Origin of the sequence: Bacillus coreaensis, from assembly GCF_050586445.1 — a bacterium.
GTDB classification, from domain to species: Bacteria; Bacillota; Bacilli; order Bacillales; family Cytobacillaceae; genus Robertmurraya_A; species Robertmurraya_A coreaensis.
The window spans coordinates 334,667-353,827 of sequence record NZ_JBOCCY010000001.1; the positions used below are offsets into that span (position 1 = coordinate 334,667).

Consider the following 19,161-nt stretch of genomic DNA (forward strand, 5'->3'; position numbering starts at 1 on the left):
GAATCCATATGATAAGTGCATGGTTACATCGTTTTTTTAGGATTGAAGCGCATGGATCATCCCTTCAAAAGGAGATAGCTGCAGGAACAATTGGCTTTTTCACAATTGTGTATATTGTTGCTGTTAATTCGCTTATCTTATCTGAAGCAGGTATTCCGCTTGAAGGAGCAATAATCGCGACTATTCTTACGTCTGTTGTCGGTTGTCTTCTAATGGGCTTGTGGGCGAATGCACCAATTATTCTTGTTCCAGGAATGGGAATTAACGCACTGTTTTCTTATACCCTCGTGCAAACAATGGGTCTTAGCTGGCAGGAAGCGTTAGCGGTTGTATTTGTATCAGGAATAATGTTTATGATTGTTGCCTTTACTAGCTTGTCTATTAAGCTTAGTCAGGCAATCCCGCAGTCATTAAAGGAAGCAATAACGGTAGGCTTAGGGCTATTTCTCATGTTTATTGGTCTAGAAAAAGCCGGCTTAGTTGTAAAAGGAACCAATAGTTTAATAGCACTTGGTGCGTTAAATGAACCTAGTGTCTTGGCTTCTATTTTTACCTTTGTTATTGCGGTTATTTTATTTTTAAGAGGAGTTCCAGGAAACTTTCTGTTAACGGTAGCGGTTGGAACAATGATTGCTTGGGTTTTTGGAACCATCGATGTTTCTGGGGGAAATCAAGCAAGTTTCTCTATCAGCGAATACGTAGAAGTTTTTGGGGCTATGTCGTTTGCTAAAGTGCTTACTTTTTCTTTTTGGGTTGCAGTATTTTCATTATCGATGGTACTAATTTTTGAAAATATCGGCTTGGTTCATGGCCACGCGCAATTTATCAATCATCCAGAAAAGTTTTCCAAAGGTTTACAAGCAAATTCTGTTTCTGCCTTTGTTTCAGCTATTTTCGGTACAAGTCCAACTGTTTCTACAGTGGAAAGTATATCGAGTATGGCTGCAGGTGGAAAAACAGGGTTAACTGCTGTAACAACAGGTCTTTTATTTGCTGCTTCTGCATTTTTTATCCCGGTTTTTAAGTGGATACCAGATTCGGCAATCGCACCTATCCTCATTATTATTGGTGGATTAATGCTTCAAAATATCCGAAACCTAGACATGAAGGATTTAAGCGAGAGCTTTCCTGCGTTGATAATGATTGTGATGATCCCATTCACGTATAGCATTGCTGACGGAATCGCAATCGGATTTATATTATATCCGCTCGTGAAAATTTCGATAGGTAAAGCGAGAGACGTTTCAGTTCCTCTTTATGTTATCGCTTTTTTATTCCTTGTTAATTTCTTTACACATTATATATGATTGATAAGGAGCATCCTTTTATGAGATGCTCCTTATTTTTATTTATAGAACAATAAATATTTTCTTTCCTACAAACTTCGACAGTATCTATGATTTCCCTCCGATAAAATATAAATATTCGCCAAAGAGCAATGGTCGGAGGGAGTTAGATGGAAGTTTTTGTTGCAAGGCAGCCGATATTTAATCAGCAAGAAGGGATATTTGCTTACGAGCTCCTTTATCGAAATAATAATATTAATGAATTTCCAAATGTAGATGGTGACCGAGCTACTACTGAGTTGATCATTAATAGCTTTCTAAATATAGGGATAGATGCTCTTTCTGAAGGAAGGCCTTGTTTTATAAATTTTACAGAGAAACTTATAGATATGAGATTACCTTCCTATGTTAGTTCAAAGAAAATTGTCGTAGAGCTTGTTGAAACTACACGCCCAAGTAGAAATCTATTAGAAATTTTAAAAGAAATGAAGAAAAGTCATTATAAAATTGCGATTAATTCTAGCTTGCTAGATGAATTAAACCCCTATTCCAATGACATATTAGAACAGGCGAATTTTATAAAGGTTGACTTCCAAAAAACAGATAAGAGCGTAAGACAGCGCATAAATAAGAAGGCAATGGATAGTAATACAACCTTAATCGCTGAAAAAATAGAAACCAATGAAGAATATTTGGAAGCAAAATCTAATGGTTATAGTCTGTTTCAAGGCTATTATTTTGCAAAGCCTGCCATTTTCTCAACATTTGATATCCCAGCTTGTTTTACCTCTTATGTTGATATGAGAGCATTTATATCAAAGGAAAAGACTTCTGTTAATGATATAGTTGAATTTATTGAAAGAGATCCTTCTCTTTCATACAAAATTTTAAAACTAATTAATTCACCTGCAAATAAATTAAAAGAAAAAATCTATCATATTCGCCAAGCGGTCGAACAGTTTGGACCCTTTGAAATAGAGAACTGGATATATGTTTTGGCAGCAAGGGAAGAATTAACTCAAACCTCTAGTGTTTCCTTAGACGTGGCAAAACTATGCTTAACAAGAGGGAGACTGTGCGAAGAAATTGGGAGAATACGGAATGGTAAATCCGAAAAAATACCAGGATACTTTATGACAGGAATTTTTTCTTTTATGAATGGGGTTAAAGCCATTCCAATAGAGAAAATGATTGATTCACTTCCGCTAAACGAGGAGATGGTCCAAGCGTTAATGGGAGTGCAAAACGAGTATAAAGATGTGTTGGACCTTGCCGTTGCTGTTGAAAAGGCACAATGGAAAATGATCGGAGAATTATGTAAAAAGCTTGGAATCATGGAAACAGATTTATTCAAACTATATGCTGAAGCAATCAATTGGTCTAATCGAATGGTTGTAGAAGATATTTGTTATCTATAAAATACAAACATAATGTTCTACACGATTACTTTATTGTACAATAGAGGAAATGTAGAATATTAATATGTATGTTTACGGAGGTTTGAATGTGATTTTAGAAATATTAAAATGTCATGGATCAAATAATGACTTCCTCATCATTGATGAAATGACCAATCCTTTATTTACTGAGCAACAGCGATCCGAGCTTGCATTACTTCTTTGTAATAGAGAAAATGGTGTTGGAGCTGATGGTATTTTATTTGTACTAGGTAGTGAAAAATTTGATGCCAAAATGAGAGTATTTAATGCAGATGGGTCAGAGGCGTCAATGTGTGGAAATGGATTACGCTGTGTAGCCCGTTATGTTTGTGAAAAACTTTCCATCCAAAATGCAATCATAGAAACGATGAAAGCGAATTTGGAAGTGAAAGAGCGAGAAAGCATACTTGGAGAAATCCCTACATATCAGGTAGAAATCTCGCCTGTTTCCTTTGAACTTAAAGATCTTCCATTAAATATGAATCAAAAAACATTAATAGATGAACCAATACAAGAACTTTCAGAAATTAAGTTCACTGCAGTTGCAGTACCAAACCCTCATCTAATTGGAATTGTATCAAAAGCTCAAATTCAATCAAATATACAAAAAGAACTGAGTGAAAAGGTAAATAATCCAAACGAGTTATTTCCAGATGGAGTAAATGTGAGCTTCGTTAAGCCGCTTCAGGAAGGAAGTATCTTTGTACGTACATTTGAAAGAGGAGTTGGGTTTACGAATGCTTGTGGAACAGCGATGTCTGCTTCTACACTTGTTACTTGTTTGCTTGGCCTAAATAAGTTCGAACAGCCGATAGATGTGTTTAACCCAGGTGGAAAGGTACGCTGTGTTGCACATAAAGTTGGTGACTCTTTTAAAATTGACTTAATCGGGAATGCAACCTTTACAAATCGTTTTCAAATAGAAGTTCAGTTGGAACAACAAGTATTTTCTTATGTGAAAAAGGAAGAAATCACAAAAGAAATCAGTCAATATAAGAAACTGGAAGAACATTCAAAACAGATGTTAAATGAATGGCTGTAAGGTAAGCCGGGGTGAAGTCAATCCCCGGCTATTTTTTTTGTTTTAAAAATTCAAGAATGGGTGAAAAGTTTTGCTTTTGTTTCGTCTCGAAATAGGATTGAAACGGGTCGCCTTTTTCATTGATACGCTTCATCATGTTTAAGATTGTAAAATCCTCCATACGAAGTTCGTCTGTTACCTCATCCCAAAATAAGGGAGTTGCTAAAGCGGCTGTATCATTTCCCCTTGCAGAATAAGGTGACACAATGGTTTTCCCTTCAGCATGTTGAATATAATCGATATACAATTTATTTTGCCTATTTTTCTTTAAGCGTTCAATAGTAAATGAATCAGGTGCTTTCGAGATTAAATATTCGGCTATGAATTCTGTAAACAGTCTTGTATCATCGTAAGAAAATTCATTTTCAGGAAGTGGGATATAAATCTGTAGCCCTTTATTTCCCGACGTTTTTACAAACCCAATCAGTTTCAATTGGTCGAGAACTTCTTTTATCATTTGAGCAGCTTTAATAGCTAGTTTAAACTCCTTTCTAGATGGAGGATCCAAATCTAACACAATTTCACTTGGTCCGTAACTAGATAGAGTTTGAAAAGGAATATGGAACTCAAATGCCAGCTGGTTACCTAACCATAATAACGTTTTTAAATTATTGCAAACGATATAATTGATTCCCTCGTGGAAGGCGGTTTCAACGAAATCAGGTGCATAGTCAGGGCAGTTTTTTTGATAAAAAGCTTCACCGAACATCCCATGTGGATAACGTATAACGGTTAATAGTCGGTTATGTAAAAAGGGCAATAAATACGGTGAAATTTCCTGTAAATAACGAATAAAATCAATCTTTTTCACCGCTGGTTTCTCCCACAAGGGCTTTTCTGGATGGGTGATATCAATATCCTGAGGCAAATTCTTTTGCTGGTGAACAAATTTATCAAACGTACAATCCTCAGGTGAAAGATCAAATCGAAACCGTTCAAAATGAGGCTCACGCATTTGTTCATCATAAAGTTCTAAATACTTAATCTCTAAGCAGATCGCAGGTTGAACGTAGATGAACCGGTCATCCTCTTTTGTTTTATTTTCTTTAATAATTTGAAATAGAGCTTGTTTTTCCTCGGGTTTAATACCAAATAAAAATTGTCCAATTGGATATATATTGGTATCCTTGTAAACCCCTACATAAAAATACCCATTTGACTTTTCATATGCCGTGACAAAACAGGAAACATATTTAAAGTTTTTAAACTTCAACCAAAGAGTGGTTCGTTTGCCTTCCTCCCACTGATTTGTATCTTGTTTGGCCACAATTCCTTCACCATCATGTAAAACGACGTGTTCCCAAACGGCTTGATAATCTTTAGAAGCGGGGATTAGCTGAATTAAATCTGAACTCACGGGGTCGGGAGCTGTGGGTAAGTGACAGTCTTCAAAAAGCTTAAGAAGTGCTTTTTTACGATCAGCATAATTCCTATCACTGTAAGGTTTTCCGTTTAATGATAATAAGTCAAATACAAGGAGACGGCATGGATTATGCAATGCTTTTTCAAGTATTTTTTTTTCGCTGCGCATTCTGCCTCGAACTTGAATGTTGCTAAAATGCGCTTTATATTCATTTTCAAGATACACTAACTCCCCGTCGAGTACCAAGGGTAGAAATTCTTTAAACACTTCATTGTTTTTTTCTAAGTAAAGTTTAATTTCTGGGAAAATTTCGAGTAAGGAGTTTCCGTTTCTGCTTATTAATTTTATTTCCTTATCCCAAAATAAAAGGGCACGAAAGCCGTCGTATTTTACTTCGTAGTTCCAATTATCACCTTGTGGTACCTCAAATGTTAAAGTAGGTAGCATTGGTTTCACACGAATCACTCTCCTTACTTATTAGTTTTCCTATATCATCATTTACTTACTCTTTTTCCAAATAGTAAGTAGGATAATGTGTTTTTTAAAAGCAAAAATAATAAAAATGGCTAATAGGAATGGAGAATGCACATGCATACAATTTGGAAAGGGAGTATCAGCTTTGGGCTTGTAAATATCCCCATCAAGCTTCATTCGGCAACAGAAGATAAGGACATTAAGCTTCGGACATTACACAAGAAATGTCACTCTCCGATTAAATATGAAAAAACTTGTCCTGTTTGCGATGAAGAAGTTAAGCAAGATGAAATTGTTCGAGCATATGAATACACAAAAGGAAAATTCGTCATTCTTGAAGACGAGGATTTTAATAAATTAAAAAAAGAGAATGAAGAAAAGGCAGTGGAGATTATTGATTTCGTAAAGATGGAGGAAATCGATCCAATCTATTTTGATCGAAGTTATTATATGTCCCCGAGTGATGGGGGTGGAAAGGCATACTCCTTATTAAGAAAGGCGCTTCAAGAATCTGAAAAGGTTGGCCTAGCAAAGATTATCATTCGATCAAAAGAACAGTTGGCTGTCATACGAGTGTATGAAAACTCATTAGTAATAGAAACGATTCATTTTCCGGATGAGGTAAGATCCGCAGCTGATGTCCCAAATGTTCCTGCGGAAGATAAAGTAACAGATAAAGAACTTGATACAGCTATTATGTTGATTGATCAATTAACCACAACGTTTAATCCGGAAAAATACACAGATGAATATCGAACCGCATTGATTGAACTGATTGAATCTAAGCGATCAGGTAAAGATATTGTTACGCCAGTTGAAAAAGAACAAAAGTCAAATGTCACTGATTTAATGGCTGCACTACAAGCGTCTATTGATAAAACAAAACCGAAACAAGCGACCACGGAAGCTCCCAAGAAAAAACGAACGACAGTCAAAACTAAAAAGCAGGCATAAGAGAAAAAGGTCAACCGGTAACAAAGGTTGACTTTTTCTTTTTTTGCATAAAAAGTCCTTGAGAATTACAAATATACAAAATAAGATAATAGATAAGGATGTGAGAGGATGGACCAAAAAATATTGCCAGCATCATCAAATTTAAAGGATTTTGAGTTATTCTTAAAAAGCTCGTATCGAGTAGGGGTGTTCCTAGAAACGCATATCGCCCAGTTGAAAAATATTAATCAATTAGCTAAGGCACATGGAAAGGACATGATCTACCATGTTGATATGATTCATGGTCTGAAAAATGATGATTATGGAACAGAATATATTTGTCAGGAAATTAAACCGTATGGAATAATCTCTACCAAATCAAGTGTCATTTTAAAAGCAAAACAAAAAGGGGTAATTGCAGTTCAAAGAATTTTTTTAATTGATTCCCATGCACTAGAAAAGAGCTATAAGCTAGTGAATAAAACGAAGCCAGATTATATTGAAGTCCTTCCAGGAGCTATGCCCTGGATGATAAAAGAAGTGAAAAATAGACTTGATACTCCCATTTTTGCTGGGGGTCTTATTCGTACGTTTGATGAGGTAGATAATGCATTAAAGGCAGGTGCTACGTCTATAACAACTTCAAAAAAGGAACTATGGAACTTATATTAATCTACTAAAATGTTTGTAAATTTTAGCAATTTATTCATATAGTTATTGACAGCGTTTTCAAATATTTATATACTGTAAATACAAGTTAATCATTTGTGACGGAGAATAGGAGACTCACGCAGATTGCCTAAATGGTGTATTCTGTCGTGGGTCTTTTTTGATGTTCCAAGTGTTGGCTTGAAATTTATAAAAAAGAAAGGGGTATGTGTATGTCGCCGTTTTTAGGTGAAGTGGTTGGAACAATGATTTTGATTGTGTTTGGAGCGGGAATTGGAGCGGGTTCTTCTCTAAAGGGGAGTTATTCTAACAATCCTGGCTGGATTGTGATTACTCTAGCGTGGGGGCTAGCGGTAACCATGGCTGTTTTTGCAGTAGGCTCTATTAGTGGGGCACATTTAAATCCTGCTGTAACGGTTGCGCTTGCGGTGAATGGAAGTTTTCCTTGGGCAGATGTACCGAGTTACATAATTGCTCAATTGCTTGGTGCTATAATAGGAGCTAGTTTAGTATTCTTACATTATTTACCTCATTGGAAAGGTACAGAAGACCCTGGAACGAAGTTAGGTGTATTTGCAACTGGTCCTGCAATTCCTCATACTTTCTCAAACGTATTTAGTGAGATGTTCGGTACTTTTATTTTAGTATTAGGATTATTATTTATCGGAGCAAATAATTTCACAGAAGGACTTAATCCAATTGCAGTGGGGCTTTTAATTGTGGTAATTGGGATGTCACTTGGAGGAACCACCGGGTATGCGATTAACCCCGCCCGTGATCTAGGTCCAAGAATTGCGCATTTTCTACTTCCCATCCCAGGTAAGGGTGGTTCGAACTGGGCCTATTCCTGGATTCCAGTTGTTGGCCCAATTCTTGGTGGTGCATTAGGAGCAGTTTTCTACGAAACAGTCTTTCTAGGAGAAGCAGGTTCCTACACTTGGCCGGTAGTAGGCACTTCAATAGTCGTTCTTTCATTATCATATGTTTTTGGTAAAAAACAATCAAGTAATTCGACTGCCTCACAAGCAGCTTAAATTTTATCTATTATTAGGGGGAACTTTTAATGGAAAAGTACATCTTATCTTTGGATCAAGGTACAACAAGCTCTAGAGCGATTTTGTTTAACAAAGAGGGAGAAATCGTCCACGTAGCTCAGAAGGAATTTACTCAAATTTTTCCTAAGCCAGGTTGGGTCGAACATAATGCGAGCGAAATTTGGGGGTCTATATTAGCTGTTATTGCGAGTGTTATGTCTGAATCGAATGTAAAACCTGAACAAATTGCTGGTTTGGGGATAACAAACCAACGTGAGACAGCTGTAGTTTGGGATAAGGAAACAGGTCTTCCAGTCTACCATGCAATTGTTTGGCAATCGAGACAAACAAGTGGAATATGTGATGAGTTAAGAGCAAAAGGATACAATGATCTTTTCCGTGATAAAACAGGTCTTCTTATCGATGCTTATTTCTCAGGAACAAAGGTAAAATGGATTCTCGACAATGTAGAAGGTGCACGTGAAAAGGCAGATCAAGGGAAACTCCTTTTTGGAACAATAGATACTTGGCTCGTATGGAAGTTATCCGGTGGTAAAGCTCATGTTACCGATTACTCGAATGCGTCTCGTACATTAATGTATAATATTTACGATTTGAAATGGGATGAGGAGCTTCTTGAAATTTTATCAGTTCCAAAATCCATGCTTCCTGAAGTTCGTCCGTCCTCAGAAGTGTATGCACATACGGTTGATTATCATTTCTTTGGGCAAGAGGTTCCGATTGCGGGGATTGCTGGAGACCAACAGGCTGCCTTGTTTGGTCAAGCTTGTTTTGGTGAAGGGATGGCTAAAAATACGTATGGAACAGGCTGCTTTATGCTCATGAACACGGGTGAAAAGGCAGTGAAATCCGACAATGGCTTACTGACTACGTTAGCGTGGGGTGTTGATGGGAAGGTTGAGTATGCGTTAGAGGGGAGTATCTTTGTTGCGGGCTCTGCCATTCAATGGCTTCGAGATGGACTTAGAATGTTAAAGAATGCTGCGGATAGTGAAAGCTACGCGTCAAAAGTAGAATCAACGGAAGGAGTATATGTTGTTCCAGCTTTCGTTGGATTAGGTACACCTTATTGGGATAGCGATGTTCGTGGTGCGGTGTTTGGGTTAACAAGAGGAACTTCAAAAGAGCATTTTGTCCGTGCTACTCTAGAATCTTTAGCTTATCAAACAAAGGATGTTCTTTCTGCCATGGAAGCGGATTCCGGTATTGAACTTAAAGCGTTAAGAGTAGATGGCGGGGCTGTTAAGAATGACTTCTTGATGAGCTTCCAATCTGATATATTAAACGTACCAGTGGAAAGACCAAAAGTAAATGAAACGACCGCACTAGGTGCTGCTTACTTAGCTGGTTTAGCGGTTGGGTATTGGGAAAGCAGAGAAGATATTGCTAAGCAATGGGCAGTGGATCGTGCTTTTGAACCGAAAATGGATTCTGATAAAAGAGAAGTGCTTTATTCTGGATGGAAAAAGGCTGTTCATGCAGCAATGGCATTTAAATAATATATTGATGTGATTAATGTTTACCAGTGACATACAGTTTGGTATAATAATAGCAAGTTAATAATTCAGGTTGGAGAATCGGAGAGACCACAAAATCATTATCTTTAAGGATAGTGCATTTTGTGGTCTTTTTTATTCACTCTAATTAAGAAGTAGGGGGAAACAGGGATGAGTTTTTCAAATAAACAAAGAAAATATCTAGTAACTGAACTTTCAACAAAACATTATGATGTCTTAGTTATTGGTGGTGGAATCACAGGTGCTGGTATTGCACTAGATGCCTCCCTTCGCGGAATGAAAACGGCGGTTGTTGATATGCAAGATTTTTCTGCTGGTACTTCCAGTCGTTCAACAAAACTTGTTCATGGTGGATTGCGGTATTTAAAACAGTTTCATGTGAAAATGGTGGCTGAGGTTGGTAAGGAAAGAGCCATTGTGTATGAGAATGGCCCACATGTAACTACGCCAGAGTGGATGCTGCTTCCTTTTCATCAAGGCGGGACATTTGGGAAATTTAGTACCTCTGTAGGGTTACGTATTTATGACTTTTTAGCGGGAGTTAAAAAATCAGAGAGAAGAGTGATGTTCTCAGCAAATGAAACCTTAACAAAGGAACCGCTTGTGAAACAGGATGGGTTAAAGGGTGGCGGTTACTATGTCGAATATCGTACGGATGATGCAAGGCTTACAATAGAAGTAATGAAGGCAGCGGTTGACAAGGGTGCATGTGCGATTAATTATACAAAGGTAGAAAAACTCGTTTATGAACATGGTACAATTGTTGGCGCGAAAGTAAGTGATTTAATTAGTGGAGAATCATATGAAATTCGGGCAAAGAAAGTGATTAATGCTGCTGGTCCTTGGGTAGATAGTATTCGAGAACTTGATCGATCCAAAGCTGGGAAAGTGCTAAAGCTTTCCAAAGGTGTGCATATTGTTGTTAATCAAGAAAGATTTCCTCTCAAGCAGGCCATTTACTTTGATACACCTGACGGTAGAATGGTATTCGCTATTCCTAGGGATGGAAAAACTTATGTAGGTACGACTGATACATTCTATGACGAGTCCATTGCCCAACCTAGAATGACCAAAAGTGACCGAGACTATATTATTGCTAGTATCAACTATATGTTTCCTACGGTTCAGATTTCAGTTGATGATATTGAATCGAATTGGGCTGGAGTTAGACCATTAATTTGGGAGGAAGGAAAAAATCCTTCTGAAATTTCAAGAAAAGACGAAATATGGGAATCAAAGTCAGGTTTGATTACAATTGCGGGTGGAAAGTTAACAGGCTATAGAAAAATGGCGGAGACAGTTGTTGACTTATTAGCAAAAAAATATAATGAAGAATCAGGAGAGGAGTTCTCAAGTTGTCGCACAAAGGATTATCCTATTTCTGGAGGCGATGTTGGGGGGAGTACAGGATTTAATATGTATATTTCTAATCAAGTCAAAAAGGGAGTTGAAGTAGGATTATCACCCGAAGACGCAACGAAATTGATAAAAATGTATGGCTCCAACGTGCCTATCCTACTGGAGATTATCCAAAAAAGTAAAGAGGAAGCAAGAAAATATCAAATCCCTGTATTTTTATTTGCACAATTAAAGTACGCAATCGATCATGAAATGGCGTATTCACCTATTGATTTTTTCAATCGGAGAACTGGGGCCCTTCTTTTTGATATAAATACGGTTAAAACATATAAAGACCAAGTGTTGGATTTCATGGCTGAAGAACTTGACTGGAATAAAGAGATCCAACAGAAGTATCAAAAGGAATTGGAAATTGAAGTGTTATATGCAACTGTTCCCATTGATGATCAAACTAGTGAAAAGCTAGCATAGCTCTCCTTATGGGGAGCTTTTTTGACAAAAGTAAAAAAATGTTATACAATGAATTCTGTTGCTCTTTTGAGGTGGATTGTTATTTATACAATAAAATAAACTTCAACAAGAAATATGTTTGTAATACAATTGATACTCTTCAGAATGGTATTCCATGATACCATTAGAAAATTACATTAGACGGTTTCCCCAACAATCCTTCTTTTTTTTCGTATTTTCACTTTATATACTCATTTCCAAACAAATGATTTAGAGTTAAGTTTACAAGAGTGTCATTCCCTGAAGAATTACAGGGCCTGATTCACACTGGCGCGGTCTAGGAACCGTAAGGATGGAAGAGAGGTAGGGCTTTCATTGTTTTAGGTAAATTACTACAGCCAATTATATCTCAAAAGAGTTTTCTTAACGGACAACAATAGTTGTCCGTTTTCTATATACAAAAGAAAAACCCGAACGTTGATATATTATTTTGGTTGAAATATATGTGTTTTAAGAATATAATAAGCATGAATTAACAAAGTTTATAAAAAATCGCAGTAACTGACGACAAATGTGGAAGCAACCACAGGGGAGCTGCGTCGCTGTTAAGCCGGTCGTCTGGGCAGAGAGAAGGCGTACGTCTGTCTCTTTTTCTAATATATGGAGGGGTTAACGTGACGAAACCTGTTATTTTGGATGGTCAGATGGTAGCAAACAAAGTCAAAAATTCTCTTAAGGAAAGAGTGGAAAAGCTCAAGGAAGCGGGAGTTACTCCTTGTTTAGCTACCATTCTCGTTGGTGATGATCCTTCTTCTGCCACATATGTGAAGATGAAGGGAAATGCATGTGAGAAATTAGGGATTGTATCGAAAAGAATTCATTTGCCTGCAACCACAACTACTGAGGAGCTTTTGGCCACAATTACTGAATTAAATAACGATGATAATGTAAATGGCATTCTACTTCAGCACCCAGTACCTAAGCAAGTGGATGAAAGAAAAGCGTTTGATACAATCAGCATTGAAAAGGATGTTGACGGTGTTACTAGCTTTGGTTATGGACAAACAGCATTAGGGTTTGGTGTGTTTCCTTCTTGTACACCAGCTGCTATTTTAACCATTATTAAGGAATATGGAATTCCAGTACAAGGAAAGCATGCAGTAGTTGTAGGGAGAAGTCCTATTCTTGGTAAACCCGTATCAGCACTACTATTAAATGAAAATGCAACCGTAACTACATGCCATTCATATACTAACAACTTACCAGATATTGTGAAACAAGCGGATATTGTTGTTGCTGCAGTTGGTAAGCCTAACTTTATTAAGGGTGAATGGGTGAAGGAAGGTTCTGTGATTTTAGATGCTGGTTATAACCCAGGAAACATTGGAGATGTAGAGTACGATACTTGTTTTGAGAAAGCATCCGCTATTACACCAGTTCCTGGTGGGGTTGGTCCAGTAACGATTGCCATGCTTTTAAAACATACAGTTGATTCAGCAGAACGTACGTTGCAGTCAAAAGTAGAAAATGAAGTAGTTCAATCCATTTAATCTTCTTGACTTATTCTGCATATTCGATTAATATGAATATAACGCTATAAAGTTCGGTATATATTTTTGGTTAAGTGGTCGTAACTGCAGGATGTGGTCGATTTTCTTCCCTTCCTTGCTTGTTACGGCTTTTTACGTTTTTGATCTATATATTTAGTACTTATGGTGAACAATTTTTTGGAGGTTTTACACATGAACACAGGTAAAGTAAAATGGTTTAATGCAGAAAAAGGTTTCGGATTCATCGAATCAGCTGAAGGTCAAGATGTATTCGTACACTTCTCAGCAATCCAATCAGAAGGCTTCAAAACTTTAGAAGAAGGCCAAGAAGTTACTTTCGAAATCGTTGAAGGCAACCGTGGACCACAAGCTTCTAACGTTCAAAAAGCTTAATATATTGAGTCATTTAAGGTGATGCATTGATATAAGCATCACCTTTTTCTTTGGAATGAAACCATGATAATTAACTCCGTTTTATTCTCTCGCGATCATTCCTTCACTCAAAAAAATTACAAAAAAAAACTTTAAAATATAATTCTAAGTACAAAATAATGATATAGGTGTTTAAAATTAAGGAGGAAAAATAACTTTGACAACATTTTCAGATTTTGGTCTAAGTAGTGAATTACAAAAAGCAGTATCAAATATGGGATTTGAAGAACCAACACCGATACAAGCACAAGCGATTCCGATCGCTCTTCAAGGAAGAGACATGATTGGGCAAGCACAAACAGGAACAGGAAAAACAACAGCGTTTGGTGTTCCATTACTAGAAAAGATGGATTTACAAGAGGGTATTCAAGGTCTTGTATTAGCTCCTACGCGTGAACTAGCAGTTCAGGTGGCTGAAGAATTAAACCGAATTGGGCAAGTAAAAGGAATTCGTACACTTCCGATTTATGGTGGTCAAGATATTAATCGCCAAATTCGATCATTAAAAAACCGACCACAGATCATTGCTGCAACACCTGGACGACTAATTGACCATTTAGACAGAAGAACAATCCGTCTAAATAATATTAAAATGGTTGTTCTAGATGAAGCAGATGAAATGCTAAATATGGGCTTCATCGAAGATATCGAAAGAATTCTAAGTGATATTCCTGAGGAACGTCAAACATTACTTTTCTCAGCGACAATGCCCAAGAGAATTCAAACTCTTGCAGAAAAATTCATGAAAAACCCTGAGCTTGTAAAAGTGAAAGCAAAGGAAATGACAGTCACAAATATTGAACAATTTTATCTTGAAACACATGAAAAGCAAAAGTTTGATGTATTAACTAGTTTACTCGACATTGAATCTCCAGAGCTTGCGATTGTTTTTGGCCGTACGAAAAAGCGTGTAGATGAAGTAGTTGAAGGGTTGATCAAGCGTGGTTACTCAGCTGAAGGAATCCATGGTGATATTCCGCAATCAAAACGTGACCAAGTCATTCGTCGCTTTAAGGATGGTACAATTGAAATCATGGTAGCAACTGATGTAGCCGCTCGTGGTCTGGATATTAGTGGGGTTTCACACGTGTACAATTTTGATATTCCGCAGGATCCAGAAAGCTATGTACACAGAATTGGTCGTACAGGACGTGCTGGGAAGAAAGGTCTAGCTTATACATTTGTTTCCCCACGCGAACTTGATCATTTAAAAATTATTGAGCAAGTAACAAAGAAAAAGATGGTAAAAAAACCAATTCCTTCTTACAAAGATGTAATCGCTGGTAATCAAGAAGCTACAATTAATAAAATTATGAAGGTAATTGAAAATAATGATTACTCTGATTACAAACGTGCCGCTGAGTCGTTATTAGAGGATATTGATTCTGTAACGGTACTAGCTGCAACATTAAAGCTTTTAACTAAGGAACCAGATGTTACTCCAATCAAACTAACAGCGGTAGAACCAGTTCGTTCACGTAAACCGAAGTCTGGTTTTAGAGACCGTACACGTTCGAATGACCGTGGTAGAAGCAAGGATTTCCGAGGCAAAGATCGCAGAGATGATAGAGGATCTCGTAATAGAAAACCAGCAAAACAAAAATAAATTCTATTTTTATGATTGAAATTCAAAAAAATAGGCAATATATAAATGTGATACCTGGTATCATTAATAAGAGCTTTTGAATTTTAGGAGGATTTTTTACATGGCAACTGGTAAAGTAAAATGGTTTAACTCAGAAAAAGGTTTTGGATTTATTGAGGTTGAAGGTGGAGAGGATGTATTCGTACATTTCTCAGCAATTCAAAGCGAAGGCTTCAAGTCTCTTGATGAAGGTCAAGAAGTTAGCTTTGATATCGAACAAGGACAGCGTGGACCACAAGCTGTTAATGTTAATAAAATCTAATGGATCCAAAAGAGCTCTTTTTAGAGCTCTTTTTTGTGTCTGAATCAAATAGGAGGTTGAATATGAAATCATTCGCAGTAAATTTTCATAAAGAAGATCAAGTGGATAAGATGAGAGTTAATAAACTAAATGAAGAAGATTTTCACCTGGCAACAGAAGGAGGGACTAGGCATTTATTCGAATTAGATACAAATATCGGGTTTTTTGTTTATTTTGATGCAGTGGATAAAGAAGGAAAAGAATCGTATCTTGTTCTTCACTATGAAGAAGAAAGTGAAGAGCCAAGTGGTTGCTATTCGTTTGAACTTAAGGATTTTTATCAATTTGCAGCACTTCAATTAAATGATTTGGAGTACAATGAAGAGGAAGCTGAGGGGCAAGAGGCTGAAGAAGATTATGGGCCCATTCACCATTTAGCGCATTTAATGTATCATATTATTGAAGAGGGTAAAAAAGTAGAAGAGGAGTAAAGAGAGCGAATGCTCTTCTTACTCCTCTTCAGCTTCTAGATAATGTTCTTTACAAAATGATTGAAGCATTTCTAGCTCTTCATCTTCTAAGTCAAATTCCAACACTTTTTCTGTATTTGATTCTAGTATGTGATAGTGTGAAATACGTAGGCCATTTTCATCAACCACATATAGGACCTTTAACTTTAGCCCCTCTTCTCTGAACAATTCATCCTCTTCGTCCACATTAAAATCGATCAAAAATTCGTATCGATTTCCTGTTAATATATTGAAGGGGTCTTCAACTCTTTCTACTGTATATTCTGTAAATTTCATCTTTTACCTCCTGATTGTAACTTGTATTAGTATAACCTTATTTTGTAGGATGGAAAAGCAGTTTTCATGAATTAGAACTAAGCGTATAATAATAGGAAGAACGTTATATGCTAGGAGAGTTTCTTTTGACAATTAATCATAACTTAAATGAAATGGAACAATTAATACAAGAATTGTCTTTATACAAAAGGTTTGTATCTACATTGCCTTTTTCTTTTACATATACTGACCCGGATTTAAGAATGGAGCTTACTAAAAATGAGGTTCAGAACGTTAATTTAATAAAAGATTCAACTGCAAAAAATAGAGAATTAAAGATCACCTCGACGCCTATGATTCCTTTTGGGGAAATTGAGATTTTTCTAAATGAAATATTAGATGTAGTACCGCATCATATTGTATTTATTAATTCTGAGGGGATAGTAACTCTTTGCAATGCGCAGGCTGCAATGGATTTACATGTGGATCGTGAAAGTGTAGTTGGCAAGCATGTGCGAGAACTACTCCAGATTCCAGATGAACAAATCAAAATGCTTGAAACGCTACGAACAGGTAAGCCAATTGTCAATCAAGAAATATTAGATAAAAATTACGGAATTATTAATACAAGACTAATTAAAAACTCAGAAGGAAGGATCGAACGTGTTGTAGGTGTATTTCGGTTCTTAAATTATATTAAGGAAGCGGAAAAACAAACTTTAGCTAGTAGAATAGCAGCGGGAATTGCTCATGAAATTCGAAATCCTTTAACAACAGTAAGAGGATATTTACAATTACTACAGGGGAGAGTTGATGAGGAGACTGCGGAGATGTTTCAGTCTCTACTTATTCCAGAGATTGATCGAGCCAACAAGATTATAACCGATTTTCTGCGTATATCGAAGCCGGGTACGGTTAAGAGAGAAATTCTAGAGGTGAAAGATTTCTTTATTGATTATCTCGGTCATTTTCTCAACAGTGATGCACTTCTTCATAATGTTAATATTACATATAAAATTAGTGAGGCATCTGCAAAATGTTTCTTTATAGGTGATCGAGAAGAGTTATTTCAGGTCTTCTCTAATTTATATCGAAACTCCTTGCAAGCCAAAAATGATAGTACAATGGAAATCACGATTTCAACAGAGTTGGTGGGCCCGCATATATATATTGAGTTTGTTGATAATGGTGCTGGAATTACTCCTAACCTACTTCAACATATATTTGATCCTTTTTTTACGACAAAGGATGAGGGAACTGGATTAGGGCTCTCTGTATCAAAGAAAATCATTGAAAACTATCATGGGACGATGAATGTTAAAAGCAGTCCTTTAGGAACACGCTTTCTTATTTATTTGCCTGTATATACAGGTGAGGTGCCTCTGTAATCATAAGTAAAACATTTTGTTTTATAGATACATAACTCTTTCCTGTTCATCGAACAATAGGTAATGAAAGGGGAGAATTATGTGGATAAAAAGACAAAAGGAAACGAGGAAGGACTTTCCTGGTATGCGTTATCCTTAATTGGAGTCGGGTGTATTATCGGTACGGGCTTCTTTTTAGGTTCAAGCATCGGGATACAAATGGCTGGTCCAGCTGTCTTATTGGCTTTTTTAATAGCAGGGACAGGGACTTATATTGTATATGACTCACTCGGAAGAATGTCCGCTCAGGACCCTCAAAAAGGATCATTTCGGGCATATGCGAAAAAGGCTTTTGGTCCATGGGCTGGGTTTACAAGTGGATGGGTATATTGGATGTCAGAAATGCTCATTACTGGTAGTCAACTTACAGCACTTTCAATCTTTACTAAATTTTGGTTTCCGAATATCCCTTTATGGGTATTTTCTGCTTTTTATGCCGTACTAGGTATTATTGTTGTTCTTCTAGGTAATAAAGGGTTCGAGAAAATAGAAAACCTCCTCGGTGTTATTAAGATTTCAGCTATTTTAATGTTTATAATTATTGCCATTCTTGCTTTAACTGGGGTTATTGACGGCCAGAAGGGATTTGATCATTTTCCTAATACCAAAAATGAAATCTTACCAAATGGATTAAAAGGCTTATGGTCTGCTCTAATTTTTGGATTTTATGCTTTTGGCGGAATAGAAATTATGGGAATTATGGCCACGCGTTTAAAGAACAAAGATGAAGCTCCAAAAGCAGGTAAAATCATGCTCATCGTCCTAACGATCATTTACCTTATATCCATACTTCTAGCTGTTACAATGATTCCGTGGCAAGAACATTCCGATAAAAAAAGTCCATTTGTTAGCGCTCTTCACGAATATGCCAACTTAGGGTTTGTTCCTCATGTGTTTAATGGGGCTCTTATTATTGCTGGTTTCTCGACTATGGCAGCATCGTTATTCGCTATAACAACCATGTTAGTAACAATGGCAGACGATCATGATGCTCCCAAAATATTAGCGAAGCAAGGGAAATTAAAAGTACCTCCCATTGCTTTAATGGTCACGATATCAGGCTTAGTTGCTTCCATAGTCACCGCACGGTTGATGCCGGATTCCATTTATGAGTATATTACAACCGCAGCCGGATTAATGCTTTTATACAATTGGATTCTTGTTTTATTTTCAGCGCCGCGTCTCATTACTTTTTCTCGCTGGGACCATATCAAAAGGTTTATCGGGATGGGACTTATCCTTTTAGCCATTTCAGGTACTTTATTACATGCTTCTTCCCGACCTGGATTATTTGTCAGTCTTTTAATCGTGCTAATAATTATTTGCGCTGACATCATCTCCCATTTTGTGAAAGACCGGGCAAAAAAGAAAAAAATCAACACACATAATGGTAAGATAAAAAGCCATCGACCCTATCGAAAACGGTAAAAGCCCCCATTTTTTAGGGGGCTTTTA

General features: G+C 36.8%; 17 protein-coding genes and 1 riboswitch. Of the genes, 15 read left to right on the forward strand and 2 right to left on the reverse strand.

Features of this window, described 5'->3' with window-relative positions:
- The first annotated feature begins 11 nt into the window (after positions 1-11).
- The 3 genes from ACQ5H4_RS01755 to dapF all read left to right on the forward strand — a co-directional run bounded on the left by ACQ5H4_RS01755 (position 12) and on the right by dapF (position 3,767).
- Positions 12-1,307, forward strand: coding sequence for an NCS2 family permease (locus ACQ5H4_RS01755; protein WP_430773542.1), 1,296 nt, complete (start codon positions 12-14; stop codon positions 1,305-1,307).
- 149 nt (positions 1,308-1,456) lie between these two features.
- On the forward strand, positions 1,457-2,704 hold the full coding sequence (locus tag ACQ5H4_RS01760; RefSeq protein WP_430773261.1) for an EAL and HDOD domain-containing protein: 1,248 nt from the start codon (positions 1,457-1,459) through the stop codon (positions 2,702-2,704).
- An 88-nt stretch (positions 2,705-2,792) separates the two neighbouring features.
- A complete protein-coding gene (dapF, locus tag ACQ5H4_RS01765) occupies positions 2,793-3,767 on the forward strand; it encodes a diaminopimelate epimerase (protein WP_430773263.1) in 975 nt (324 codons plus the stop codon).
- A 28-nt stretch (positions 3,768-3,795) separates the two neighbouring features.
- Here the strand turns inward: dapF and ACQ5H4_RS01770 are convergent, their stop codons facing one another.
- The gene (locus ACQ5H4_RS01770; protein WP_430773264.1) at positions 3,796-5,625 is read right to left on the reverse strand and encodes a DNA ligase D; all 1,830 of its coding nucleotides are present in this window, start codon (positions 5,623-5,625) and stop codon (positions 3,796-3,798) included.
- 132 nt (positions 5,626-5,757) lie between these two features.
- On the opposite strand from ACQ5H4_RS01770, the gene ku reads away from it, so the two are divergent.
- From ku to ACQ5H4_RS01820, 10 genes are all read left to right on the forward strand, one after another.
- Positions 5,758-6,597: a non-homologous end joining protein Ku gene (ku, locus tag ACQ5H4_RS01775; RefSeq protein ID WP_430773265.1), complete on the forward strand. Its 840-nt coding sequence runs from the start codon at positions 5,758-5,760 to the stop codon at positions 6,595-6,597.
- Positions 6,598-6,705: 108 nt separating this feature from the next.
- Positions 6,706-7,248 carry a glycerol-3-phosphate responsive antiterminator gene (locus ACQ5H4_RS01780; RefSeq protein ID WP_430773266.1) on the forward strand — a complete coding sequence of 181 codons (543 nt, stop codon included), beginning with the start codon at positions 6,706-6,708 and terminating at the stop codon, positions 7,246-7,248.
- Between the two features lie 209 nt (positions 7,249-7,457).
- The gene (locus ACQ5H4_RS01785) at positions 7,458-8,279 is read left to right on the forward strand and encodes an MIP/aquaporin family protein (RefSeq protein ID WP_430773268.1); all 822 of its coding nucleotides are present in this window, start codon (positions 7,458-7,460) and stop codon (positions 8,277-8,279) included.
- A 29-nt stretch (positions 8,280-8,308) separates the two neighbouring features.
- Positions 8,309-9,799, forward strand: a complete 1,491-nt coding sequence (glpK, locus tag ACQ5H4_RS01790; protein WP_430773269.1) for a glycerol kinase GlpK — start codon at positions 8,309-8,311, stop codon at positions 9,797-9,799.
- A 168-nt stretch (positions 9,800-9,967) separates the two neighbouring features.
- The gene (locus ACQ5H4_RS01795) at positions 9,968-11,647 is read left to right on the forward strand and encodes a glycerol-3-phosphate dehydrogenase/oxidase (protein WP_430773270.1); all 1,680 of its coding nucleotides are present in this window, start codon (positions 9,968-9,970) and stop codon (positions 11,645-11,647) included.
- Between the two features lie 526 nt (positions 11,648-12,173).
- Positions 12,174-12,257, forward strand: a riboswitch (ZMP/ZTP riboswitch).
- Between the two features lie 73 nt (positions 12,258-12,330).
- Positions 12,331-13,176 (forward strand): bifunctional 5,10-methylenetetrahydrofolate dehydrogenase/5,10-methenyltetrahydrofolate cyclohydrolase, encoded by an 846-nt coding sequence (locus ACQ5H4_RS01800; RefSeq protein WP_430773543.1) that lies wholly within the window; start codon positions 12,331-12,333, stop codon positions 13,174-13,176.
- A 192-nt stretch (positions 13,177-13,368) separates the two neighbouring features.
- Entirely contained in the window at positions 13,369-13,569 is a 201-nt protein-coding gene (locus ACQ5H4_RS01805; protein WP_119708787.1) for a cold-shock protein, read from the forward strand.
- 196 nt (positions 13,570-13,765) lie between these two features.
- On the forward strand, positions 13,766-15,214 hold the full coding sequence (cshA, locus tag ACQ5H4_RS01810; protein WP_430773271.1) for a degradosome RNA helicase CshA: 1,449 nt from the start codon (positions 13,766-13,768) through the stop codon (positions 15,212-15,214).
- 100 nt (positions 15,215-15,314) lie between these two features.
- Positions 15,315-15,515, forward strand: a complete 201-nt coding sequence (locus ACQ5H4_RS01815) for a cold-shock protein (RefSeq protein WP_430773272.1) — start codon at positions 15,315-15,317, stop codon at positions 15,513-15,515.
- Between the two features lie 62 nt (positions 15,516-15,577).
- Positions 15,578-15,985 (forward strand): cytosolic protein, encoded by a 408-nt coding sequence (locus tag ACQ5H4_RS01820; RefSeq protein ID WP_430773273.1) that lies wholly within the window; start codon positions 15,578-15,580, stop codon positions 15,983-15,985.
- 18 nt (positions 15,986-16,003) lie between these two features.
- Here ACQ5H4_RS01820 and ACQ5H4_RS01825 read toward each other — a convergent pair whose 3' ends face one another.
- Entirely contained in the window at positions 16,004-16,300 is a 297-nt protein-coding gene (locus tag ACQ5H4_RS01825) for a DUF6509 family protein (protein WP_430773275.1), read from the reverse strand.
- Between the two features lie 125 nt (positions 16,301-16,425).
- Between ACQ5H4_RS01825 and ACQ5H4_RS01830 the strand changes: the two genes are divergently transcribed.
- Both ACQ5H4_RS01830 and ACQ5H4_RS01835 read left to right on the forward strand, forming a co-directional pair.
- Positions 16,426-17,667, forward strand: a complete 1,242-nt coding sequence (locus ACQ5H4_RS01830) for a two-component system sensor histidine kinase NtrB (protein WP_430773276.1) — start codon at positions 16,426-16,428, stop codon at positions 17,665-17,667.
- A 63-nt stretch (positions 17,668-17,730) separates the two neighbouring features.
- A complete protein-coding gene (locus ACQ5H4_RS01835) occupies positions 17,731-19,134 on the forward strand; it encodes an amino acid permease (RefSeq protein WP_430773277.1) in 1,404 nt (467 codons plus the stop codon).
- Positions 19,135-19,161: the final 27 nt, after the last annotated feature.